This window comes from Actinophytocola sp. (assembly GCF_036378875.1).
Taxonomy (GTDB): Bacteria; Actinomycetota; Actinomycetes; order Mycobacteriales; family Pseudonocardiaceae; genus Actinophytocola.
The window spans coordinates 37,053-60,242 of sequence record NZ_DASUVO010000023.1; the positions used below are offsets into that span (position 1 = coordinate 37,053).

Annotated in this window: 17 protein-coding genes; 5 read left to right on the forward strand and 12 right to left on the reverse strand. The window is 70.9% G+C overall.

The window, feature by feature from the left end:
* Positions 1-3: 3 nt before the first annotated feature.
* Positions 4-216, reverse strand: a complete 213-nt coding sequence (locus VF106_RS07040) for a CbtB domain-containing protein (protein WP_330838760.1) — start codon at positions 214-216, stop codon at positions 4-6.
* 161 nt (positions 217-377) lie between these two features.
* Here VF106_RS07040 and VF106_RS07045 point away from each other — a divergent pair, with 161 nt between their 5' ends.
* The gene (locus VF106_RS07045) at positions 378-959 is read left to right on the forward strand and encodes a histidine phosphatase family protein (protein ID WP_330838761.1); all 582 of its coding nucleotides are present in this window, start codon (positions 378-380) and stop codon (positions 957-959) included.
* On the opposite strand, the gene VF106_RS07050 is transcribed toward VF106_RS07045, so the two are convergent.
* The 3 genes from VF106_RS07050 to VF106_RS07060 all read right to left on the reverse strand — a co-directional run bounded on the left by VF106_RS07050 (position 910) and on the right by VF106_RS07060 (position 3,953).
* A complete protein-coding gene (locus VF106_RS07050; RefSeq protein ID WP_330838762.1) occupies positions 910-2,211 on the reverse strand; it encodes a cation:proton antiporter domain-containing protein in 1,302 nt (433 codons plus the stop codon). The genes VF106_RS07045 and VF106_RS07050 overlap by 50 nt on opposite strands.
* 96 nt (positions 2,212-2,307) lie before the next feature.
* Positions 2,308-3,084 carry an SMI1/KNR4 family protein gene (locus VF106_RS07055; protein WP_330838763.1) on the reverse strand — a complete coding sequence of 259 codons (777 nt, stop codon included), beginning with the start codon at positions 3,082-3,084 and terminating at the stop codon, positions 2,308-2,310.
* Between the two features lie 20 nt (positions 3,085-3,104).
* On the reverse strand, positions 3,105-3,953 hold the full coding sequence (locus VF106_RS07060) for a family 16 glycosylhydrolase (protein WP_330838764.1): 849 nt from the start codon (positions 3,951-3,953) through the stop codon (positions 3,105-3,107).
* A gap of 406 nt (positions 3,954-4,359) precedes the next feature.
* On the opposite strand from VF106_RS07060, the gene VF106_RS07065 reads away from it, so the two are divergent.
* Together VF106_RS07065 and VF106_RS07070 are read left to right on the forward strand one after the other, a co-directional pair.
* Positions 4,360-8,385 carry a rhamnogalacturonan lyase family protein gene (locus tag VF106_RS07065; RefSeq protein ID WP_330838765.1) on the forward strand — a complete coding sequence of 1,342 codons (4,026 nt, stop codon included), beginning with the start codon at positions 4,360-4,362 and terminating at the stop codon, positions 8,383-8,385.
* Positions 8,386-8,437: 52 nt separating this feature from the next.
* Positions 8,438-9,373, forward strand: coding sequence for a pectate lyase family protein (locus VF106_RS07070; protein WP_330838766.1), 936 nt, complete (start codon positions 8,438-8,440; stop codon positions 9,371-9,373).
* A 60-nt stretch (positions 9,374-9,433) separates the two neighbouring features.
* On the opposite strand, the gene VF106_RS07075 is transcribed toward VF106_RS07070, so the two are convergent.
* On the reverse strand, positions 9,434-9,700 hold the full coding sequence (locus VF106_RS07075; protein WP_330838767.1) for a hypothetical protein: 267 nt from the start codon (positions 9,698-9,700) through the stop codon (positions 9,434-9,436).
* A 95-nt stretch (positions 9,701-9,795) separates the two neighbouring features.
* Here VF106_RS07075 and ligD point away from each other — a divergent pair, with 95 nt between their 5' ends.
* On the forward strand, positions 9,796-10,806 hold the full coding sequence (gene ligD, locus VF106_RS07080; RefSeq protein ID WP_330838768.1) for a non-homologous end-joining DNA ligase: 1,011 nt from the start codon (positions 9,796-9,798) through the stop codon (positions 10,804-10,806).
* Positions 10,807-11,304: 498 nt separating this feature from the next.
* On the opposite strand, the gene VF106_RS07085 is transcribed toward ligD, so the two are convergent.
* Genes VF106_RS07085 through VF106_RS07095 form a run of 3 tightly spaced genes read right to left on the reverse strand, consistent with a single transcriptional unit; the run spans position 11,305 to position 14,609 of the window.
* Positions 11,305-12,765 (reverse strand): DUF7782 domain-containing protein, encoded by a 1,461-nt coding sequence (locus VF106_RS07085; protein ID WP_330838769.1) that lies wholly within the window; start codon positions 12,763-12,765, stop codon positions 11,305-11,307.
* A gap of 4 nt (positions 12,766-12,769) precedes the next feature.
* Positions 12,770-13,966 (reverse strand): FAD-dependent oxidoreductase, encoded by a 1,197-nt coding sequence (locus tag VF106_RS07090; RefSeq protein WP_330838770.1) that lies wholly within the window; start codon positions 13,964-13,966, stop codon positions 12,770-12,772.
* Positions 13,959-14,609: a PadR family transcriptional regulator gene (locus VF106_RS07095; RefSeq protein WP_330838771.1), complete on the reverse strand. Its 651-nt coding sequence runs from the start codon at positions 14,607-14,609 to the stop codon at positions 13,959-13,961. Before VF106_RS07095 ends, VF106_RS07090 begins: the two co-directional genes overlap by 8 nt.
* Positions 14,610-14,726: 117 nt before the next feature.
* On the opposite strand from VF106_RS07095, the gene VF106_RS07100 reads away from it, so the two are divergent.
* Positions 14,727-16,427: a serine/threonine-protein kinase gene (locus VF106_RS07100; protein ID WP_330838772.1), complete on the forward strand. Its 1,701-nt coding sequence runs from the start codon at positions 14,727-14,729 to the stop codon at positions 16,425-16,427.
* A gap of 170 nt (positions 16,428-16,597) precedes the next feature.
* Here VF106_RS07100 and VF106_RS07105 read toward each other — a convergent pair whose 3' ends face one another.
* From VF106_RS07105 to VF106_RS07120, 4 genes are read right to left on the reverse strand one after another with little or no spacing between them, the layout of a single operon-like run.
* Positions 16,598-18,661, reverse strand: coding sequence for a transglutaminase TgpA family protein (locus VF106_RS07105; RefSeq protein ID WP_330838773.1), 2,064 nt, complete (start codon positions 18,659-18,661; stop codon positions 16,598-16,600).
* Positions 18,658-19,794 (reverse strand): DUF58 domain-containing protein, encoded by a 1,137-nt coding sequence (locus VF106_RS07110; RefSeq protein ID WP_330838774.1) that lies wholly within the window; start codon positions 19,792-19,794, stop codon positions 18,658-18,660. Before VF106_RS07110 ends, VF106_RS07105 begins: the two co-directional genes overlap by 4 nt.
* A gap of 8 nt (positions 19,795-19,802) precedes the next feature.
* A complete protein-coding gene (locus VF106_RS07115) occupies positions 19,803-20,789 on the reverse strand; it encodes an AAA family ATPase (RefSeq protein WP_330838775.1) in 987 nt (328 codons plus the stop codon).
* Complete coding sequence (locus VF106_RS07120) at positions 20,786-22,972, reverse strand: fibronectin type III domain-containing protein (protein ID WP_330838776.1); 2,187 nt, start codon at positions 22,970-22,972, stop codon at positions 20,786-20,788. The genes VF106_RS07115 and VF106_RS07120 overlap by 4 nt, the downstream gene beginning before the upstream one ends.
* Positions 22,973-23,190: the final 218 nt, after the last annotated feature.

Here is a 23,190-nt window from a genome sequence, read left to right on the forward strand (position 1 = left end):
GGCTCAGTGACAGGGGAAGCCGAGCAGGTGGCGACCGTCGTGCACGAGCTCGTGCACGGACATGCCGTCGAACATCGACAGCGCACCCTGTTCGGTGCTCACGAAGTACATCACCAGGCCGAAGAGCAGCCCGGCGAACACGGCCCACGGCAGGATCTGCCGAATCGGAATGGCCGGAACGTGCAAGGGAGTCGGGGCACTGACAGCGTGCGACATGTCGCCTCCTCGGACTCGTGCGGTCCGGTCGGTGGAGCGGAAGGACGGTTGAGGGTCTGACTCATGCCCCGAGGGACACATACAGCGGCGCGACCGTGCCGGAATCCCACCGGCTTCCTCGTACCATCAGGTCTAGGCAACGTACCATCCGCGGGAGCCGAATGACCAGCCGTCTCGTCCTGATTAGTCACGCCGCCACCTCGGCGACTCGCCGCGCAGCGTTTCCGGCCGACGAACCGATCGAGACAACACCCGACCCGATGCCGTTGCGAGCCAACGGCTACCTGACGGCCCCGGAGACCCGTTGCCGTCAAACAGCGGCCGGGCTGGGCCTGACGGCGGACGTCGAGCCCGCCCTCCGGGACTGCGACCACGGTGCCTGGCGCGGCCGGACGCTGGACGATCTCGACCCGGCGGCGATGACGGCGTGGCTCACCGACCCCGCCGCGGCCCCTCACGGCGGAGAGTCCGTGATGGACCTCATCGACCGAATCGGCGGCTGGCTCGACGGGTTCCCCAAGGATCACCGCAAGATCGTCGCGGTCACCCACGCGGCCGTGGTGAAGGCGGCGGTCGTCCACGCTATCCTCGCGACGCCGCGGTCGTTCTGGCGGATCGACGTGCCGCCGCTGTCGCAGACCGTCCTCTCAGGACATTCCCGTGGCTGGACGCTGCGCACGCTGGCGGCACCCCTCACGCCGGCTCCATGGCACGGATCAGGGGTCCCGTCGCCGCGGTCGTGATGATCGCGACGAGCACCAGGATCGTGAAGCCGAGATCGGTGAGCAGCCCGTGCTGCAGCCCGATCGTCGCGATCACCAGTTCGGTGACGCCCCGGCAGTTCATCAGCGCACCGAGCCGCATCGCCTCCCGGCCCGGGAGGCCGGCCAGCCGGGCAGCACCGCCCGCACCGACGAACTTGGTGCTCGTCGCGACCAGCAACACCAGCAGGAACAGCAGCCAGTTCCCGGCCGACGCGCCCAGCAGACCGACCGACGTGCTCAGGCCCACGCCGGCGAAGAACAGCGGGAGCAGGATCGCGATCGTGAACCCGTGCAGCTGCTCACCCAACCGGGCCACCGCCGGCGCGGACCTCGGCACGGCCACGCCGAACAGGAACGCGCCGATCACCGAGTGCAGCCCGATCAGCTGCGTCAGCCCGGCGTACCCGATGGCACCGACGACCAGGGCGCCGAGCAGCAGCTGCGTCGACGTGACGCGCTCGACCAGCAGCCGCAGCGCCGGCCGCACACACAGCAACGTCGCCACCGTGAGCGCGGCGCCGAGCCCGGCGGTCGTCGCGATGTCACCGGTGCCGGTCGCGCCGGTACCCGCCAGGATCACGGTCAGCACCAGCCACGCGAGCCCGTCACCGACCGCGGCCGACGACAGCGCCGTCGCGCCGAGGCGGGTGTCGCCGAGGCCCAGGTCGACGAGGATCCGTGCCAGGACGGGCATCGCGGTGATCGCCAGTGCCAGCCCGAAGAACAGCACGGACGCGACCGAGCCGACGCCGAGCACCGGCGCGGCCAGCGCGACCCCGACGCCGGCGACGAACGGCAGCCCCATCCCGCCGGCGACGGTGGCACCGACGAGCTTCCGGCCGCCGAGACGGTCCGTCCGCAGCTCACAGCCCAGCAGGAACATGAACACGATCAGTCCCAGCTGCGCAACGTAGCCGAGCGCGTCGAGCACCGGCCGGGGGAACAGCAGCTCCTGGGACGCCGGCCACACGAGCCCGAGCACCGACGGGCCGAGCACCAGCCCGCCGATCACCTCCCCGAGCACGGCAGGCTGCCGGAACCGGCGCAGCAGCGCGCCGAACAGATGACACACGAGCAGGATCACGGCGACCGAGAACAGGAACCGGGCGACCGGGTCGCTCCGCCGGCCGTCGAACAGCTCGGGTCCCCACAACGCGGCGGCGCCGGCCACGACGACGAGCCCGCCCGCGACTCCGAGCCACGACAGCCGGGCCAGTGGCCGATCGATCACGACCGCGCCCTGCGATGTTCCTTTGTCTGAACCACGTTCGACCACCGGTGTCATTATCGTCGACCTCGCGCCGGAGTTCGGCCGAAACGGGCCGACTCAGGCAAGTTTGCGGGGCAGCGACTCGATCCACCCGGTGAACGTCTTCCCGATCCGCTCGACCGTGCGCCGGCCGTGTGCGTAGTAGAGCACCGGCGGGTCGTCGACGACGCCGTCGCGGAGGTCGAACAGCACCTGGTCGCCGTCGGCCTCGAACCAGTACTCACCGAAGCACAGCATGCCCTCGGTGGGCAGCACGACCTTCGTCGACGTGTGGACGAACGGGTGGTCCCTGGTGAGCCGCAGCGTGTCGCCGATGACCAACTCTCTCGTGCGGACAAGGAAGCGGCGATACGCGGCCGGCAGTGCCATGGCCGGCAACTCGGCCTCGCTCGCACCGGGCAGCATGGACTCGACCTCGTCCGGGTTCACGCGCAGAAACCGGGCCATCTTGGGGAAATCCTCAGCGAGCCCATCGATGAGCGGCCTCAGCTCGGCGGCCCGCCGCTTGGTCTCGGCACGACACTCGCGTATCCAGCGGGCCATCGCGGTCTCGAAAGCCTCGCTGTACCGAGGTGACCGCTCGATCGGGAACCCGATCTTGTCCAGCACATAACAAGCGCCGTCCTGGCTCGCCACCACGGCCTGCTCTATCCACAGTGGATCATCGGGCGCGCCGCCGCGTGGGGTCAGCCGGAGGAACCAGCCGCGCGGACACACCGCCTCCACCTCGGCAGCATGCTCGCCCCACCACGCCAGCCAGTCCTGCGGATCGGTGCGCCCTTCCGCGAGTGCCACCAGCGCGTCGGCGAACCTGGTCACGGCGTGCTGTTCCACCGGCGCATTGTGGCACGCGATCAGGCTCGGGTTCGTCCGACGTAGACGTTGCGCGCGCGGTAGATCGTGTCCGAGGTCGGCCCCGGAGAACCGGACGATCCCTCCATCTGCAGGTTGATGATCAACCACAGCGGCCGGTTGACGAAGTTCGCGCCGCGGTGCTGCCCCACCCAGTTCCCGTCGAGGTAGTAGTGGATGTCGACGTCGTTGGCGTTCACCTTCGTGATCCAGGCGCGGTAACCGTGCCAGGCGCCGGGATTCGACACCGAGACGATCGTGTTCGACCACGCGCCGCTCGCGTTCCTGTACGTGTTGAACCAGTTCCTGCCGTCGCCCTTGAACTCCAGGATGTCGCTCTCCGGCGGCCAGCTGTTGACGCCGGTGAGCCAGAAGGCCGGCCAGGTGCCCCGCGCCGACGGCGCCTGGAACTCACCCTTGACCTCCCAGTTGGGAAACTGGTCGTTGACGGTCACGTGCTGCTTCGCGTGGATGGCGCCCGAGTGGTAGCGGATCGGCAGGTACGGGTCGGCCGAACTGTTGCCCTCGTTCCAGGTGATGCGGGTGGCCTTGATCGCCAGCACGCCCGAGCTCTCCAGGTACACGTGGTTGATGTCGGTCGAGCTCGCGTACATCCGCGCGGTGCCGTTGTGGTCGGACCCCCAGGGATACCGGTAGTTCCAGGACGCTTCCAGCGTCTGCCGGTTCGCGAACGAGCCGCTGAGCACCGTCTCCCAGGCGGCGGCCTGCGCACCACCCCACCCGAGAGCGCTCCCAGCGACGCCGGCAGCGCCCGCCACCAGCAGCTTTCTTCGATCGAACCGGCCGGGCGCGCCACGCGATCCGTCGCCGTCACCTGCCCGTGGAGCCATGGGTCGAGGCATCGTTGCCACCCCTCGCTCGAAGCTGAAGAACCTTCACCAGGAAAGCGCTTGCCTTTGCAAGGTAAGGCCGCTGACCATTTCGCGTCAACAGTTGGCAAAACGGGTGATCATGACGCGATCGTTAACCTGAGTTCTGAGAGCGCTCCCATCTGCGGAAACTTGTTAACGTTCACACTCCGGTGGCACACTGCGGTCTCCAGGAAAGCGCTTCCCCGTTGACACGCCTCGCGCTCGGGTGCTAACAATTTGTTCACCCCGGCTGGGAGCGCTCCCAGTCTTGCGCCGGAGCGCGCCTCCCGAATGATCCTCACTGGACATCGAGCGGTCCCCCTCCCACGCCGACCGGCAGTACGCCCTACCCCGGCGGACGATCCCCACAAGGAAGTGGTCGATCATGCGGATCCCCCTCGCCAGCGCTCTGGCGGCCGTGGCGCTCACCGCCGCGACGCTCGTGGCGCCCCACCTCACCGCGGCGCCGGCGCGGGCGGCCGCCCCGGCCGCCGAGACCTACTCGTGGCGCAACGCCGAGATCGCCGGCGGCGGGTTCGTCCCCGGCATCGTCTTCAACCGCACCGAGCCCAACCTGATCTACGCGCGCACCGACATCGGCGGCGCGTACCGGTGGAACCAGTCCACCGGCAGATGGGTGCCGCTGCTGGACTCGTTCGGCTGGGACAGGTGGGGTTATAACGGGGTGGTCAGCCTGGCCAGCGATCCCGTCGACCCGAACCGGGTGTACGTGGCGGCCGGCATGTACACCAACAGCTGGGACCCGAACAACGGCGCGATCCTTCGCTCGACCAACCGCGGCGCGAGCTGGCAGGTCACCACGCTGCCGTTCAAGCTGGGCGGCAACATGCCGGGCCGGGGCATGGGTGAACGGCTCGCGGTGGACCCGAACGACAACCGGGTCCTCTACCTGGGCGCCCCGGACGGCAACGGGTTGTGGCGCAGCACGAACTCGGGCGTGAGCTGGTCGAAGGTGACGAGCTTCCCCAACCCGGGCAACTGGGCACAGGATCCCAGCGACCCCAACGGGTATCTGTCCCACCGGCCGGGCGTGGTGTGGGTGACGTTCGACAAGTCGAGCGGCACGGCGGGCAGCCCGACCCGCGCCATCTACGCCGGCGTCGCCGACCTGCAGAACACCGTGTACCGCAGCACGGACGCGGGTGCCACGTGGACCCGGATCGCGGGCCAGCCGACGGGCTACATGGCGCACAAGGGTGTGCTGGACGAGGTCAACCACCAGCTGTACATCGCGACCAGCGACACCGGCGGGCCGTACGACGGCAGCAAGGGCGACGTGTGGAAGTACAACACGACGACCGGGGCGTGGACGCAGATCAGCCCGATCCCGTCGAGCAGTGGTGACGACTACTTCGGCTACAGCGGACTGACGATCGACCGGCGGAACCCGAACACGATCATGGTGGCCACGCAGGTGTCGTGGTGGCCGGACGCGATCTTCTTCCGCAGCACCGACGGCGGCACGACGTGGACCCGGATCTGGGACTGGAGCTCCTACCCCAACCGCTCCTTCCGCTACAGCATGAACATCTCGACGTCGCCGTGGCTGAACTTCGGCACCAACCCGCAACCCCCTGAGGTGACGCCGAAGCTGGGCTGGATGAACGAGTCGGTGGAGATCGACCCGCACAACTCCAACCGCCTCATGTACGGCACCGGCGCCACCGTCTACGGCACCACCAACCTGACCGCGTGGGACTCGAACCAGCAGATCACCATCCGGCCGATGGCCGCCGGGCTCGAGGAGACCGCGGTGCTGGACCTGATCAGCCCGCCGTCCGGGGCGCCGCTGATCTCCGGACTCGGTGACATCGGCGGTTTCCGGCACGACAACCTCAACGCGGTGCCGTCGAAGATGTTCACGCAACCCGTGTTCACCTCGACCACGAGCCTGGACTTCGCGGAACGCAGCCCGGGCGTGATGGTCAGGGCGGGCAACTTCAACGACGCGGACCGGCCGAACGACAGCCACGTCGCGTTCTCGACCGACGGCGGCGCGAACTGGTTCCAGGGCACCGAACCCGGCGGCATCAACGAGGGCGGGACCGTGGCGGCCGCGGCCGACGGCAGCCGCTTCGTGTGGGCGCCGCGCGGCCAGCCCGTCCACTTCTCCGTCGGCTTCGGCAACACCTGGACGCAGTCACAGGGCTTGCCCACCGAGTCCATTGTGGAGTCCGACCGGGTGAACGCCAGCAAGTTCTACGGCTTCAACGGCGGCCGGTTCTACGTCAGCACCAACGGCGGTCAGACCTTCACCCAGACCGCGGCCACCGGCCTGCCGGCGACCGCGAAGTTCAAGGCCGTGGCGGGCAGGGACGGTGACGTCTGGCTCGCCGGCGACACCGGCATCTTCCACTCCACGAACTCCGGCGCGAGCTTCACCAAGGTGTCCTCGGTCACCAAGGCGGTCAGCGTGGGCTTCGGCGCCGCCGCGCCGGGGCGGACCTACCCCGCGCTGTACGCGATGGCGACCGTCGGCGGCGTGACCGGTGTGTACCGGTCGGACGACACCGGCGTCACCTGGGTGCGGGTCAACGACGACGCGCACCAGTACGGCAACGCGGGCGACGCCATCACCGGTGACCCACGCGTCTACGGGCGGGTGTACCTGGGCACCAACGGCCGAGGCATCATCGTCGGCGACCGGACCGGCACCACCGCGACGGCCGCGAACGCCAACGCCACCACCGAGAAGCTCGACCGAGGGCTGATCAGTGTGCGGTCGGACAAGGGGAACTTCGTCAGCTGGCGGCTGCTCACCTCCGACCCGACCGGCGTCGCCTTCAACGTCTACCGCGACGGCACGCGGGTCACCCAGGTCACCGGCGTGACGAGCTGGCTCGACGATGGCGCGGCCGAGAAGGCGACCTACTCCGTGCGGCCGGTGGTGAACGGCGTCGAGCAGAGATCCGCGGCGGCCGACGAGGTGGCGCCGTTCGCCACCTCGATGGACGTGCCGCTGCAGATCCCGGCCGGCGGCACCACACCGTCCGGGGAGAGCTACACGTACAGCGCCAACGACGCGAGCGTCGGCGACCTCGACGGCGACGGCCAGTACGAGATCGTCCTGAAGTGGGATCCCAGCAACGCCAAGGACAACTCGCAGTCCGGCTACACCGGCAACGTCTACCTCGACGCGTACAGGCTGAACGGCACCCGGCTGTGGCGCATCGACCTCGGCCGCAACATCCGGGCGGGCGCGCACTACACGCAGTTCCAGGTGTTCGACTACGACGGTGACGGCCGGGCCGAGGTGGCGACGAAGACCGCGGACGGCACCCGATCCGGCACCGGCCAGGTGATCGGCAACGCGAGCGCCGACCACCGCAACTCCTCCGGCTACGTCCTCGCCGGGCCCGAGTTCCTCTCGGTGTTCCGCGGCACGGACGGCGCCGTGCTGGCCACCGCCGACTACGTGCCCGCCCGCGGGACCGTGTCGTCCTGGGGCGACAACTACGGCAACCGCGTCGACCGGTTCCTAGCCGGCACGGCCTATGTGGACGGTTCGCGGCCCAGCATCATCATGGCCCGCGGCTACTACACCCGGTCGGTGATCGCCGCGTGGGACTTCCGCAACGGCCAGCTGACCCGGCGGTGGACGTTCGACTCCAACTCCTCCACCAACGGCTCGGCCTGGACGGGCAAGGGCAACCACCAACTGTCCATAGCGGACGTCGACGGTGACGGCCGCGACGAGATCATGTACGGCTCGATGGCGGTCGACGACAACGGCTTCGGCCTGTGGCAGAACAACACCCAGCACGGCGACGCCTACCACGTCGGCGATCTCGTCCCGTCCCGCGCCGGCCTCGAGGTGTTCAAGCCGTCGGAGTCGGGGTCGAACCCGGCCCACTGGATGGGTGACGCGCGCACCGGCCAGATCATCTGGAGCGCACCGTCCTGCGGCTGTGACAACGGCCGTGGCGTGGCCGCGGACATCTGGAACGGCAGCCCGGGTGCCGAGGCCTGGTCGTCGGCCGTGGCCGGACTTCGCGGCGCTGCTAACGGAAACCAGGTCGCCGCACGCAAACCCGGCTCCACCAACTTCGTGATCTGGTGGGACGGCGACGCCCAGCGCGAGCTGTTGGACGGCACCCACATCGACAAGTACGGCACGAGCGCGGACACCCGGCTGCTGACGGGTTCGGGCGTCGCGTCGAACAACGGAACGAAGGCAACCCCGGCACTCTCCGCCGACATCCTCGGCGACTGGCGAGAGGAGGTGATCTGGCGGACGTCGGACAACCGCGCACTGCGGATCTATTCGACGACTGACAGCACGAACATCAGCCGCCCATCACTGATGCAGGACCGGCAGTACCGGGTGGCGATCGCGTGGCAGAACACGGCGTACAACCAACCGCCGCACCCGAGCTTCGCGATCGGTTGATCAACGAGGATCCCCTGCTAACAGAGAGACACCCGTCATGCGTAGGAAAATCATGAAACGAGGGCTGGCCGGGTTGGCCACGGTGGCAGCGGCATCGGCGCTCACCATGGCCACGGCGGGCACCGCGGCGGCGGTTGGTTCGCCGACCGGCTTCGGCGCCGGCACCACCGGTGGCGGCAACGCATCGCCGATCACCGTGACCACCGGCTCGGCACTGGTCAACGCGATGAAGGCGAGCGGTTCCGCCGTCATCCGGGTCCAGGGCATGGTGTCGTTCACCGGCATGCAGGACGTCACGTCGAACAAGACGATCATCGGCGTCGGCGCCAACTCCGGCATCCAGGGCGGCGGCGGTCTGGACATCGACGGCGCGAGCAACGTGATCATCCAGAACCTGAACTTCCGCGGTGGGAGCGACGACCTGGTCAACGTCCAGGACGGCTCGACGCGGATCTGGATCGACCACAACACCTTCTACGACAGCAGTGACGGCGCGCTCGACATCAAGCGAGGCTCGGACTTCATCACGGTGTCGTGGAACAAGGTCCAGAACCACGACAAGTCGTTCCTGCTCGGACACAGCGACGACAACGGCAGCCAGGACCGCGGGCACCTGCGGGTCAGCTACCACCACAACTGGTTCGCCGGCAGCACCCAGCGTCACCCGCGCGTGCGGTTCGGCAACCCGGTACACGTGTACAACAACTACTACCAGGGCGTCACCTCGTACGGTGTCGCGTCCACGATGGAGGCCGGCGTTCTCGTCGAGGGCAACTACTTCGAGAACACCAACCGCGCGTGTGACCTCGGCCAGGGCGACTCGCCCGCCGGCCGGCTGGTGCAGCGCAACAACACGTTGGTCAACTCGGGCGCCTGCGCGAACAACGGCAGCGGCGTGAACGGCATCCCGTACTCGTACTCGCTCGAGTCCTCGGGCAGCGTCAAGGGCAGCGTCACGAACGGCGCCGGAGCCGGCAAGGTCGCCTGACCGGCGCGACCGCGTGGGCGGCTCCCGACCCTGCACTCGGGGAGCCGTCCACGCGGTGTGTCACACCTCGCGGGTGCAGTCCCAGATGACCATGGCCGTGTAGTAGTCACCGAAGGAGAAGATCTCCTCGCACTGGTTGTCCGGATCGGTGAAGCCGTCGGCGATCGCCTTGTCCTCGGCCTGCCACCGGGCGTGCATCCAGGCGAGCCCGAAGTCGCTCGACCCGTCGCCGCGGAACTGGTTGGTGTAGCTCTCCGCCGCGGCCGGCGTCGCGCCGGCGAGCAGGAACCCGGCGGCCGCGAGGCCGGCGGTCACTCGTCTCAACACGCACCCGACGGTAGGACCTTCGTCCGGCGTGGAGGACCGCCGACCGGCGGCCGTCATCCCACGCGATTGTCATACCCGGGGAGTACGGTCACCTCGTGGCCAAAGGTGACGACGTCGAGGTCCTGGAGGTGGCCGGGCATTCGGTCCGGATCACCAACCCGGGCAAGGTGTTCTTCCCCGAGCGCGGTAACACCAAACTGGACCTCGCCCGGTACTACCTGGCGGTCGCCGAGCCGCTGATGGCGGCGATGGGTGGCCGGCCGGTCCTGCTGCAGCGCTTCCCCAACGGGGTGACGGGGTCGTCGTTCTTCCAGAAACGCGTGACCCCCACGAAGGCCGACCCGTGGCTCACCACGACCGTCGTGTCCACGCCGAACGGCACCACGTCCAACGCACTCGTGGCCGTCGACCTCGCCCACGTGCTCTGGGCGGTCAACATGGGGTGCCTCGGCTTCCACGTGTGGCCCAACACGGCCGCCGACCCCGCACACGCCGACGAGCTCCGCATCGACCTGGACCCGAGCCCGGGCGTCACGTTCCCCATGATCCAGGAGGCGGCCGCCGAGACGAAGGCCCTCCTCGACGAGCTGGGCGTGGCGAGCCTCCCCAAGACCACCGGCAACAGAGGCATCCACGTCTACGCCCGCCTGCTCCCCCACTGGGACGGCTACACGGTGCGTGCCGCGGCGGTGGCGGTGGCCCGCGCGCTGGAGCGACGCCGGCCCGACCTGCTGACCGCCGCCTGGTGGAAGGAGGAACGCGGCAGCCGCGTCTTCATCGACTTCAACCAGAACGCACCGCACAAGACCGTGTTCGGCGCGTGGAGCGTCCGGGCCAACCCACACGCCCAGGTCTCCACACCGTTCACATGGGACGAACTGGCGACCATCGAGCCACGCGAGCTGACCATCGAAACGGTACCGACCCGCCTGTCCGAACGCGGCGACGCGTGGGCCGCCATGACCGCCCAGGACCTCGCGCCCCTGCTCGACCTCCACGAACACGACCGAGCGGACGGCCTACCGGACGCCCCATGGCCACCGGTCTACCCAAAGATGCCGGGCGAACCACCTCGGGTCCAACCCAGCAGAGCCAGGCACGAGTAATCACCCACGCCGCGCCGCAGAGCCGGCAGCGTCGCGCGCGCCCCGGTGCACGGCAAGGTGCGAATGTCCCATTCGCCCGCACTGGCCACCGAAAGTTGTCCACAGGTCCTCGCGACCAGGGGTTTTGTCTGTGTCGCTTGGTACGATGGCCTCGGGGTGGCCCCCCGGGTATGGGTGGGGGATGCCTACGCAACCATCTGTGTTGGCGTTGATCAACGATCGCGGATTCGCCGCCCACCTGCCGTGGAGCTGTGTGCGCGCGTACACCGTCGCGGGCTTCCTCACGAGGAGGAGCCGCACGGCAAGGTTGGACCTACCGCGACCGGCTCAGCCTGGCCGAACCCGCGGTGGCGGGCCGCCCCGAGCCGCGCGATCACACCCGGCACGAGCACCCGGCCGGTTGCCTTGTGCTGCACCGGAAGCAGCGCGGCGCGATGGCGGGGCCAAACCCCCGTCGCAGGACGTCGGCATCTGCGCCGACCACGCCGTCCGCAGCGGCTAGGCGGGCGTCAGCATCCCGTGCAGCACGAGGTCGCGAATGACGGGCAGTGCGGCGTCGACGTCGATCTCGCCGTACGCGTACTCCAGCAACGCGATCAGGTCCTCGAGTGGGAGCGCGCCCTGGCAGCCGGCGAGGAGCTTCGCCGTCGGTTCGTCCACCTCGTGTTGCCAGCCGGGGCCGTCCATGCGGTGCAGCCGCCGCACCACGGGTGCCCAGCCGTCCTCGCCCGGGGACGACACCTCCTCCAGCACCACCGTCGGCGGCACGGCGAAGCGAGTCGCCAGCAGTTCCTTGTCGTGGTCGCGCAGCCATGCCACGTTGTCGAGCCACCGCCCGGCCTCCGGGCCCAGCGGGTCGTCGTAGGCGTGCCGCAGGTCCTCGCACACCACCTCGGTGTCCCCGTCGGTGCGGCGCAGCGTGACGTAGCCGAAACCGACGCCCTCGACGTCGTTCGCCGCGAACCAGTCCAGCCACGCGTTCGCCTTCGTCCGGCCCTCCGCCGAGCGCGGGTCGATGCCCGCGTCCCGCAGCCAGGTGCCGACGTACAGCCCGGGGTCGGCGATGTCCCGCTGCACGAACCAGGCGTCCACCCCGCCCGGGAGCCACGACCGCACCCGGTCGGCCCAGTCCTCGCCGCGGCGGTGCAGCCACGACGCGAGCAGCTGTCCCACCCCGCCCTCGTTGAGATAGGACGGCAGCTCCCGCACGATCATCGCGCTGGCACCGTCGCCCGCGAGGCCCGAGTCGCGGTAGGTGTAGTCGACCCGCGCCGGCCCGACGACGAACGGCGGGTTGCACACCACCTGGTCGAACCGGCGCCCCTGGACCGGCTCGAACCACTCACCGCGGGCCAGCTCGACGTCCAGCTCGTTGAGCCGGAACGTGGCCCGCGCGAGTGCGAGCGCCCTCGCGGACACGTCGGTGGCGGTGATCGTCGACGCGTGGGTGCTCGCGTGCAAAGCCTGGACGCCACATCCGGTGCCGAGGTCGAGCAGCGTGCCGACGGGCCGGCGGGTCGTCGCGCGGGCGAGGTTGATCGACGCGTGCCCGACGCCGAGCACGTGGTCCGCGGGTACGGCGCCACCCCGCAGGTCGGCGTCGAGGTCCGCCACGACCCACCAGTTGGCCTCGTACGGCCGGATGTCCAGGCCGGCGCGCCCGTCCGGCGTGACGATCCGCGCGGCGATCGCCTCGTCGAGGCCCACCGGACCGAGCGCCCGGTGGATGGCGGTCTCGGGCTCGACGTCGCCGAGCAGGAACAGCCGGATCAGCGTGCCGACCGGGCCGGCGTCCAGGCTGGCGCGGCGGGCCGGCTCCGGCTCACCCCGCCCGAGCGCGGCATGGGCCTGCGCACCGAGCACCTCGACGACGCCGTCGGCGGTGTAGCCGGCGGTGAGAAACGCGTCGCGGAGGCGCGCGCACAGATCGTCCGAAAGATCAGGGACCACGGACGGCATGCTTTCACGCGGTCGGTACCGCCGCATCGGCAACCGGCACCGCCCAGTCGATGCGGTGTCGCTGCACCGGGCCGAACGCCTTCTCCGGGCGCATGGCCGTCTTCATCAGCACCCGCATCAACAGCGGCATCGCGGCCCTGGCGAGCCGGCCGGGTGCCTTCGCGCGGTTGACCTTCGCCGCGTTGGCGGCAATCCGTTCCACTCTGGACCGGCGCAGCCGCTCGTACGCGGCGAACGCCGAGGCGGCGTCCGGCAGGTCACGCAGGCAGCGGGCCAGCTCGACCGCGCTCTCGATGGCGAGCGAGGCGCCCTGCCCCGAGCTGTTGGACGGCGCGTGCACGGCGTCGCCGACCAGCACGGCACGGCCGCGGTGCCAGCGCGGCACGCTCGGCATGATGTGCAACGACCCTGTCACCGTGAGCTGGTCGGGGGTGATGGCCCGGACCAGGTCGCCACCGGGATCGTCGGCGTAGACCTCCCGCAGCCGGCGGAGCCAGTCGTCGGCCGGCACCGCTCTGGCCTCGGTCAGGCTCATCGGCCGCTCCCACGGCAGGTTGGCACCGAAGCCGGTACGACCGTCCGGGCGCCGCCAGTACAGGTAGTACGCCCGCCTGCCGAACGCGAAGTACATGGTGCCGACCTCGGTGGGCACCGGCCGGTCGACGACGGACTCGAAGCCCACCATGCCCGTGTAGCCGGCGCCGGGGGCGGCCGGGTCGATCAGGCGTCGCACGGTCGAGTGCACGCCGTCCGCGCCGACCAACACATCGGCCGTCGCGGTGGTGCCGTCGGCGAAGCTGGCGCTGCCGTCGTCATCGAACGCCACCAGCCGTTTGCCATGTTCGAACCGGATGCCCTCGGCCACCGCGACGTCGTACAGCGCCCGGTACAGGTCCGCGCGGTGGACGAGCCGCATGGGCGGCAGGCCGTCCAGCCTCGGTAACTCGACTTCCTTGCCGCCGAAGGACATCGCGGTTCTGGTGATGGGTAACCCGCCGGCCGTGGCGGCCTCGCGGGCACCGACCAGGTCGAGCGCGGCCAGACCGTTGGGCGCGATCGCGAGCGTGCCGCCGATCCCGTCCGCCGTGCTCGGGTACGCCTCGTACACGGTCGCGTCGATGCCGGCCTTGCGCAGTGCCAGCGCCGCGACCGGGCCCGCCACCCCGCCGCCGATCACCAGCGCGCTTCTTGTCCTACTCATCTGGTTCCTCCCTGTGTGCTCCTCGTTCCGCCAGTTCGGCGTGCTCTGGTGCGATCTCCCCGGTGGCGTGCCATGTCCGCCAGGCCGCCAGGCCGGGGAAGGTCTCCGTGGTCAACTCGGCCAGCAGCCCGCGCACCCAGGTCACCTCGGCCTCGCGGACGGCCAGCTCGTACTCGATCTCGACCAGGAACAGCCTGGGTACGTCCGCGTGCTCGGCCAGCAGGGCACGCTGCGCGGCAGTCGCCTGGTCCAGCTCGTCGAGCCGCTCCCGCAGGGCGGCCGCGGCCTCCTCCGGCGGCAGCACGGACAACATGGACAGCCCGGCCTTGAAGCGCGGGTGCTCGGGCGGTGCCGTGGCCACGAGCTCGCGGGTCCAGTCCCGCAGCTCGGCGCGGCCGGCGTCGGTGATCCGGTAGATCGTGCGTTCCGGCCGCGCTCCCGCCCGTTGACTGTCGACGACCTCGATGAACTCGTGCTTGGCCAGGTTGCGCACCACGGTGTAGAGCGATCCCCACTTGATCTCCATGTCGGCGCCCTTGCCGCGGGCACGCAGGAACGACGCGATCTCGTAAGGGTGCATGGGGCGCTGGACCACGGTGCCGAGCACGGCGAGTGCCAGCAGGTTCGCCACTTTCCGCGGCATCGATCTCTCCTCGTTCGCGATTACTTGCAGGCGAGTATACGTACGCGAGCATCGGCCGCAACGGTCGTTTTCGACGGTCGGCCTCGACGGATGGACGAGCATCCCTAGACTGGGCCGGTGACCGACCCGGACGCCGAACTTCGCGCGTGGGGACCAAGACCCGGCGAGCAAACCGACCAGCCCTCGCGTGACGAACAAACCGGTGTGATGCGGCTGCCCGGTTACAGCGACTTCCAGCAGATCGCCCAGGGCGGTGAGGGCACCGTCTACCGGGCGCGGCAGGACGGTCTCGACCGGTTCGTGGCGGTCAAGGTGATCAACGTCAGCGATCCCTCGCGGCTGGCCCGGTTCCGCCGAGAGCTGGAAATCACCGTGCGGCTCGGTCGCCAGCACCCGCACATCGTCACGGTGATCGACACCGGCACCACGCCGGACGGCCGGCCGTGCATCGTCATGGAGTACTACGACAACGGGTCGCTGCAGGACCGGCTGAAGGAACGCGGCCCGCTGCCCGTCGAGGACACGGTCGCCGCCGGGACCGCGGTGGCCGACGCGCTCGCTTTCGCGCACGTGCAAGGGTTCCTGCACCGGGACGTCAAACCGCAGAACATCCTCGTGCTGCCGACGTCGTACGTGCTCGCCGACTTCGGGATCGCCAGGATGACCGACGCCGGGCACACCACGTCACTGCAGATGGTCAGCTACCGCCACGCCGCACCCCAGATGATCAATGGCACCGACCCCTCCCCCGCGGACGACCAGTGGTCGCTGGGTTCGACCTTGTTCACGTTGCTGGACGGCGCACCCCCGTTCTCGTCGGACAACCCGGACGAGGACACGGTGCTGTCCTACCTGGACCGGGTCCGGTCGAACGAGCCGCGCCCGATCCGCCGCTCCGACGTGCCCGACGACCTCGTCGCGATCATCACTCGCTGCCTGAGCAAGAACCGCGAGGACCGGTTCCCGGACGCGGGCGCCCTGCGTGCGGCTCTGGCCGCGGTGCGGACCGGAGGGCCGGGCTGGACACCGGCCCCACCGATCGCGGACTTCGGTCCGCGCCCAACCGCGCCGCCACCCGAACCTCCCCCGCCGCCCCAGCCGTCCACAGCGGACCGCGACCTCACGATCGCCGGGCCGAACAGCCACCTGGCCGGGCTGACCGTGCGCATCTCGGACCGGCAGTCCATCCCGGACTTCGGCCCCACACCGGCGAACTACCAACCCACGTACCAACCGGAGGAGCCGCCGCCGGTCGCGATCCTGCCCGCGCCGGCGCCCTGGTACCCGCCGCAGCCGCACCACGACCCGGACCCGACCACGACCATCGCCCGCCCGAAACGGCGGCGGAAAGGCCGGCGGATGCTGGGGATCGGCATCGCCGCGGTGCTCCTCGGCGGCGCGATAGGCCTGCTGGTCCCGACCTTCCTCGAACGCCAGGACAACCAGGCGGAGCCGCCGAAAACCACCACCGCGACGACCACGACCACGACGGCGGCGCCACCGCCGCAGACGACGACCCCGCCGCCCCCCACGGGCAGCGACCCCGCCTTCGCGCCCACCCTCGCCCCGCTGCGGGACGACGGCGACAGCATCACGCTGACGTGGACGGACCCGACCGAGGGCAACGCCCAGTTCGTCGTCGTGGACGTGACCGACACCGAACGGGTCGCGCTGGCGACGGTGGTCGACGAGACGACCTACACGGTGAACGACCTCGACCCGAGCGCCGACCAGTACTGCTTCCAGATCATCGGCATCGGCCTCGACCGCCCGGACATCCAACGCGGCGCGTCGGAGTCCGTCTGCACGGACCGCTGACCGGGCACTCCCACCGAGCCGGAACAACGCGCGACAGCGGACAGGGCCGGCCCGCGCGTCATGCTGGAGCAGGGCTTCCGCGGTTGTCCACAGCCCCCGCGCACGGCCCCCGAAAATGTCGGTGCCCCCCGGTACGCTGGCAACCGGGGGCCGGAGGCCGCCCCACCGCGTCAGCGGCGCCAGAGTGGGCGCGGGTCCACGGCCCAGAAAAGCCTGCGGTACCAGGGAACCCGCCGCCGCAGAGCGGCGCGGACCTGTAGCGCGAGCGGCCACGCGGTGCGTCCCAGCTCGCCCGGCGCGGGTTCGGGTGCGAAGGCCGCCCGGTCCGCGAGCACGGCGAGCCGCGTCGCGGCCGGATTCGCCAGCTCTCCGGCGATCTCCGGCGCCGGCGAGCTACGCACCGGCGTGCGACCGGCCAGCAGCAACGAGTCCAGCACGTACGCCCACGCCCCGGTCGCCCCGGCCCGGCGCAGCCGCGCCCGCCGACCGGCACGCAACCCGCCCAACAGTCCGAACACGAGTATCGGCAACGCGAACAGCACCAGGTACCACGGCTTCGAGGCGGGCACCGGGGGCGCCGCGGCCGCGTCAGGCGTCCGGGGCGTCGACGGCAGCGGTGGCCCGCTCGCGGCCGGTGTGGACGGAGTGGGCGTCGGGGTGGCGAGGCGGTTGATCACCTCGCGCCGGGACGCCGAGCCGGCCCCGTCGTCCGTGCCCGACACCGGGTCGAACGGCACCCAGCCCCATCCGGCGAAGTACACCTCCGGCCACGCCGTCGCGTCCACGGCACGCACCACCGCCGTGCCGTCCGGACCCGGCCGCACAGGCTGGAACCCGACCACCACGCGGGTCGGCAGCCCGACCGCCCTCCCCAGCACGGCGTACGCCGACGCGAACTGCTCCGCGGTGCCCTCCTGCGCCCCGGACGTGCCCGGCGCGCCGAACAGGAACTCCTCCAGCCGCGCGTACGACGACCCGACCGGAGCCTCGGCGTCCGGCTGCCGCCCCGCGCGGACCACCTCCTCGATGGCCACCGCCTTCTCGAACGGGGTACGCGCGTCGGCGACGGTGCGGCGGGCGTACTCGGCCAGCGAGAACGGCAGTTTCGGCAGTGCGAGGTACTTCTGCGCCGCGCCATCGGTCGGCACGGTCGCGGCGAGCAGGTCGGCATCCTCCGGAGCGTCCACAGTGGACTTGACGCTGTAGGTGAAGCCCTGCCGGGCGCCGCTCGGCAGGACCATCGACCCGGAGCTCACGTCGACCACGGCGTCGGCGACGTCCGTCGCCGTCGGCCGGCCGGGGGCCGGGAGCCACGGTCCGGTCAGCTTGCCGATCGTGACCTCGACCTCGGTCGAGACCTGCCGGGCGCCGGAGGGCAGGTCCGCCGCCGCGACCGTGCCGAGTGGACCGTACAAGGTGGATGCCTGCCAGGTGGCGCCGTTGTAGTCGGCGAGCGCCACCAGCCGCATCGGTGTTTCCTTGCCGATCAAGCGGAACAGCTCGGTGTCGCCGGCCGCCGCCCACGACGCCAGCTGCGGCAGTGGGCTCGTCACCGGCAGGTCGTTCACCGGCGGCTCCACCAGCTCACGCGGCTCGAACGGCCTTCCGGCGGGCAGCAGCGTGGCCGCCAGCGCGGCGGCGGCCAGCGCCGTGACCAGAACGGCTTGCGGCACAACGGGTGCGCGCCGCCGACCGCGGTCGATGACCACCCAGCCGAGGCCGGTCACCGCGAGCAGTGCCAGCGCGCCGAACCCGCGCGGGTCCGCCCGGCCCGCCGTCAGCAACGCCGCCGCCACGTACAGCACCGCCCCGCCGGCCGCGGGAACCACCAGCGCCTTTCCCTTACCCTGCATGGAAAGTGCACTCACCAGCGCCACGACGACGACCAGGAGCACACCGGGCACCAGCAGTCCCGCGGTGACCGGCGCGGGCCGTGGCGCGGTCAGCAGCCGCGGCACGGAGTCGATCACCGCCTGCATCGGCCCGGACGCCGGTGCCGCGTAGTAGGCGCCAACGACCGAGGCGGTGAGCACGGCCAGCACGATGAAGCTCGCCGGCACCCGCACCGCCTTCGCACCGAACACGACGCCATAGGTGAGAAGGACCGCGCCGCCGAAGACCGCGGCGGCCGTCATGTCCGCCCAGCCGGCGGCGAGCTGGACAGCCCCGACCACGAGCACGACGATCGACCATGGCACCTTCACGGCCGATGATTCGCTCGCAAGCTCGCTCATCGCGCCACCACCGTGTCCCACAACGAAACGAGGTCCTCCACCCGCGGTCCGGTCAGGATCAGCGCGCCGCCGACGGCGTGCGTCGACGGTGTGTCCGCCTCCCGGTCGACGACCAGGACCACGCCGACGGACGCGCGGCCGGCCTCCAGCAGGAGCGACGCCTGGTCCGCGCCGCCGCCGGAGATCACCGCCACGACGTCCAGATCCCGTTGCGGCACCGACAGCATCGCGTCCACATCGGACACCGGCTGGATGTCGGCCAGCGCGGCCAGCGCGGAGTCGTCCTCGAGCACACCGGCGGGCACCTCCACGTCGACCCCGCCGGACGCCGACATCAACCGCACCGGGTGTCCGCCCGCGACCGCGGCCGTCAGTAGCGACGCGGCCGTCTCGACGGCGTCCTCGAACCCGTCCTCGTCCGGGTGGCTGCCCGCGCGGTCGTCGAGCAGGACCGCGAGGTGCGGGCGGGCCGGATCGGCGTCCTCCCGCACCATCAGCACACCGGTCTTGGCGCTCGTCGCCCAGTGCAGCCGGCGAAGGTCGTCACCCGGCACGTACTCCCGCAGCCCCACCAGGTCGGTGCCGCCACGCTCGACCCGCTCGTCGGCGCCGACGTGTCCACGCCGCACCCCGGACGGCAGCCCGCGTACCGGCAGCACCCTCGGCACCACCCGCACGTCGGTCACGTCCCCGAGCGACACCCGGGAGCCGGCCAGCCCGGCCAACCCCGGGCGCCGCAGTTCGAGCGGCCCGATCGGCAGGACACCCCGGCGTGTGGTCGGAACCGGATACTCGACCGACGACTCCGCACCGGGCCGCAGCACCGGCACGTCGATCCCGATCGGGGTGCCACCGATCAGGTCCACGGCGTCGAGCCGGACAGGGAAACGACGACTCGTGCTGGTCAGCACCAGGGTGCCGGCGCACCGGCCGAGCCGGTGCACGGTGCGGGGCCGGACGGTGCGTGCCGCCCGCACGGGCGCCGGCACGATCACCGTCGCGACGGCCGCCACGACCATGAGCACGAGCGCGGCGCCGAACCCCGTCAAACCGGGATATCGCCACCACAGCCCGAGCCCGGTCAGCAGCATGCCGAGCACGAGGGCGCTCACCCCGCGCGGGGTGAGGCGCACGCGGCCGCTCACTGTCCCTGTGGGCGCGGCACCGGCACGCGGTCGACGACCTCCGCCACCACGTCCTCGGTGGTCGCGCCGGCCAGCAACGCCTCCCTGGTGAGCACCAACCGGTGAGCGAGGACCGGGCCGACGAGGCGCTGGACGTCGCTGGGCACCACGAAGTGCCGGCCCTGCGCGGCGGCGTAGACCTGCACGGCCCGCACCAGCGCCCGCAGGCCGCGGGTGCTGGCACCGAGTCGCAGCTTCGGGTTCTCGCGCGTCGCGATGCCCAGGTCACTGATGTAACGCAGGATCGGCTCGGCCACATGCAGTGTGGAGAGAAGTCGACCGTATTGGGCCACGACGGCCGGACTGGTCACGGTTGGCACCTGTCCGACCCGGCCGGCGCTGCTGCCGGGTCGCAATACGTCCAACTCGAAACCGGCCTCCGGGTAGCCGATGGACGTGCGCAGCATGAACCGGTCGAGTTGCGCCTCGGGCAGGCGATAGGTGCCGTCGAGGTCGATCGGGTTCTGCGTGGCCACGACGAGGAACGGCTCCGGCACGGTGTGCCCGACGCCGTCGACCGTGACCGTGCGCTCCTCCATCACCTCGAGCAGCGCGGACTGCGTCTTCGCCGCCGCGCGGTTGATCTCGTCCGCGAGCACGACGTTGGCGAACACCGGGCCTGGCCGGAAGTTCACCTGGCCGGAGCGCGGGTCGTACACCGAGGTCCCGGTCACGTCGGACGGCAGGAGGTCGGGGGTGAACTGCACCCGGCGGGACAACCCGCCGAGCGCGCCGGCGACCGCCCTGGCCAGGGTCGTCTTCCCGGTGCCGGGCACGTCCTCGAGCAGGACGTGCCCGCCGGCGAACATCGCGACCAGCACCAGGTCCACCACGGGGCGCTTGCCGCGCACCGCGGTCTCGATGGCGTCCCCCACCTGGCCGTGCAGGTGGCGGAAGGCCGCGATGTCCCGCTCGCCGATGCCGGGTCCGGCAACGGCGGTCATGGAGTTTCTTCCTCGTCCTTGGGCCGCCGGCCGACGAACCGCAGTAGCACTGCCATGACCAGCAGCCCGAGACCGGCGCCCGCCTGTCCGAAGTCGACCGACTTGGAGGTCGGCGTCAGCTCGACGATCTTGCCGCCGCCGACGCAGTAGACCTTGCCGCACATCTCGGGCGGCGCCACAGGACCGCGCACCAACTTCGACGCCGAGTCGACGAACCGGCTGCCGTCCCGGGCGCGGGCCCGGACGACGTAGACGTAGGAGTCGTCGGTCTCCACGTACACGTCCACCGTCGTCGCCGTGCACGAGATGGCCTGCCCGGACGAGAGCGAGGTGTTGTACAGCTCGCACGACCCGTCGTGGCCTGCCCAGTCGGCGGGCGGACTCGTCGTGAGCCGGCGGGTGTTGTTCTTCGCACCGTTGGGGGACGTGACACCAGTGATCACCGTCGCGCCCGCGGCGGGCACCGTCGCGGGCGGTGGGGTGTTCGGCGGCGGCTCCGCGGGCGGAGGGGTGTTCGGCGGCGGCTGCGGCGGGGTCGAGTTCTCGGTGGGCGGCGGGGTGTTGGCCGGCGGTGGGTTCTGGGTGGTGGGCTCCGCCGGCACCGTGAACGAGTGGGTGCCGGGCGCACTCTCCCCGACCGGGTTCAACGCCGTGACCTCGACCGCGAGCTGACCGCCCGTGCAGAACGTGGTGCCGGCGCACGAGATCGTCAACTGCGTGCTGGTGCTCGTGGTCTGCGTGTCGACCTTGCCGCCGGTGAAGCCGCCGGTCCCCTCGACCGTGTAGCCGGTGACCTTCTCGCCGTTGTCATCCGCCGCGGTCCAGCTGACGGACACGACCACGTCGGAGGCCGTGCGGCTGACCAGCGTGACCGTGACGCCGGTCGGAGCGTCCGGCAGTTGGCCGGCGCCTGGCTCACCGGACCCGGTGGAAGAACTGCCAGGGACGCCGGGACCGGGCTCGTCCGGTGGGCGCGGATCGTTTCGGTTGTCGCCGCGGTTGTCGGGGGTCTCGGGCCGGGGACTGGGCCGCGGCGGCGTCGGGACCTCGGGGATCGGCGGCCGGTCCGGGTCGACCACCTGCAGCTCGGGGCTGCGGATGGTGACCGCGTGGGTCGAGCCGTCCGCGTCCACGATCACGCCGCGCTCGGCCCCGGGCGTGCTGATGAACAGGCGGCCGTCGTCGAAGACCAGCTCCGGGTCGCCGTCACCTGGCGTCGACACGTCCTTCCCGCCGCGCTTGCCGGACTTGTCCAGCACGATCACCTTGCCCGCGCCCATGCACGGCACGTACACCTTGTCGTGGAAGACGACCGGCCTGGCGGGTTCCTGGCAGCCGAGGGCGGCGACGTCGACCCGCACCACGCGGTCACCGGCGACGATCACCACCGTGCCCTGGCTGGGCACCGCGGCCGGCACGAGCCCGGGTGGGCTGCTCTTCGCGGCGAGCACCTCGCCGGGCACCTTCTGGAGAGAGCCGCTGACGTCCTGCCCGGTGCCGACCTGGCGGACCACGCCACCGTCGAGCCCGAACAGCGTCACGCCCTTGGTGTGCGGCACGAGCACGGTGGCGGGGCCCGCGCCGCGGATCGACTCGCTGGACTTCCGCCGGAACTCCTTGCGGTCACCTGACCACTCGAGCGCGTGGAGGCGCCCGTCCTGGTCGACGGCCCAGACGACGCCGTCGTCGTCGGCGACCACGTCGGCGAGCGGCTTGCCGGCACGCCACGCCTTGCCGACGTCCGCGAGCGTCACCGGATCGGCGTTGGCGACGGTGCCGGCGGTGCGATCCACCACGTAGATCCGACCGTCGGACACCAGCACCTTGGTCGTGGGCCCCGGCGGCGCCTGCCGCCGCCCGCTCGCCAGGAGTGTGGCGAGGTCGAGCGAGGTGATCTGGCCGTTGCGCCGGTCCAGGATGACCAGCAGCCCGTCCTTCTGCGTGATGTCGAGCTGCGCGTCACCGCCGGAGACCTGCAGCCGGACCTCCGGCCGTCCGGACGCCGGGTTGACCTGCACGACCTCGCCGCGCGGGTTGTCCGGCAGCCACGTCAGCCCGTCCTCGACGTCGACGGCCGTTCTGGCCACACCGGTGCCGAGCGCTGCGCCGACGAGCAGCAACACACCGAGCGACGCGGCCCCGAAACTGGCGGAGTCCCGCACGCGCCGCTGCCGCCGGAACACCTTCCGAGCAAACCCCTGTAACACAAGCAAGCCCCAACTCTCCCCGACCCGCGCGAGATGGTAGCGGTACCTGGTCCATCATGGACCATCGGAACCGATTGTTTGTTGCCCGATCACCGGAGCTTCGACGCCGAGGCCCGGGAGGATTGGTCAACTTCGGTTTCCGCTAACCAATGGTCGGATCCGACCATCATAGCGACGGGGAACCGATGGTCTCC

Bases quoted from the DNA above. Each gene is read 5' to 3' on its own strand.
- VF106_RS07065 (WP_330838765.1), top strand. From the start codon at position 4,360: ATGCGGATCCCCCTCGCCAGCGCTCTGGCGGCCGTGGCGCTCACCGCC.
- VF106_RS07040 (WP_330838760.1), bottom strand. From the start codon at position 216: ATGTCGCACGCTGTCAGTGCCCCGACTCCCTTGCACGTTCCGGCCATT.
- VF106_RS07070 (WP_330838766.1), top strand. From the start codon at position 8,438: ATGAAACGAGGGCTGGCCGGGTTGGCCACGGTGGCAGCGGCATCGGCG.
- VF106_RS07060 (WP_330838764.1), bottom strand. From the start codon at position 3,953: ATGGCTCCACGGGCAGGTGACGGCGACGGATCGCGTGGCGCGCCCGGC.
- VF106_RS07095 (WP_330838771.1), bottom strand. From the start codon at position 14,609: ATGCCGCGGAAAGTGGCGAACCTGCTGGCACTCGCCGTGCTCGGCACC.
- VF106_RS07045 (WP_330838761.1), top strand. From the start codon at position 378: ATGACCAGCCGTCTCGTCCTGATTAGTCACGCCGCCACCTCGGCGACT.
- VF106_RS07115 (WP_330838775.1), bottom strand. From the start codon at position 20,789: ATGACCGCCGTTGCCGGACCCGGCATCGGCGAGCGGGACATCGCGGCC.
- VF106_RS07085 (WP_330838769.1), bottom strand. From the start codon at position 12,765: ATGCCGTCCGTGGTCCCTGATCTTTCGGACGATCTGTGCGCGCGCCTC.
- VF106_RS07090 (WP_330838770.1), bottom strand. From the start codon at position 13,966: ATGAGTAGGACAAGAAGCGCGCTGGTGATCGGCGGCGGGGTGGCGGGC.
- VF106_RS07105 (WP_330838773.1), bottom strand. From the start codon at position 18,661: ATGAGCGAGCTTGCGAGCGAATCATCGGCCGTGAAGGTGCCATGGTCG.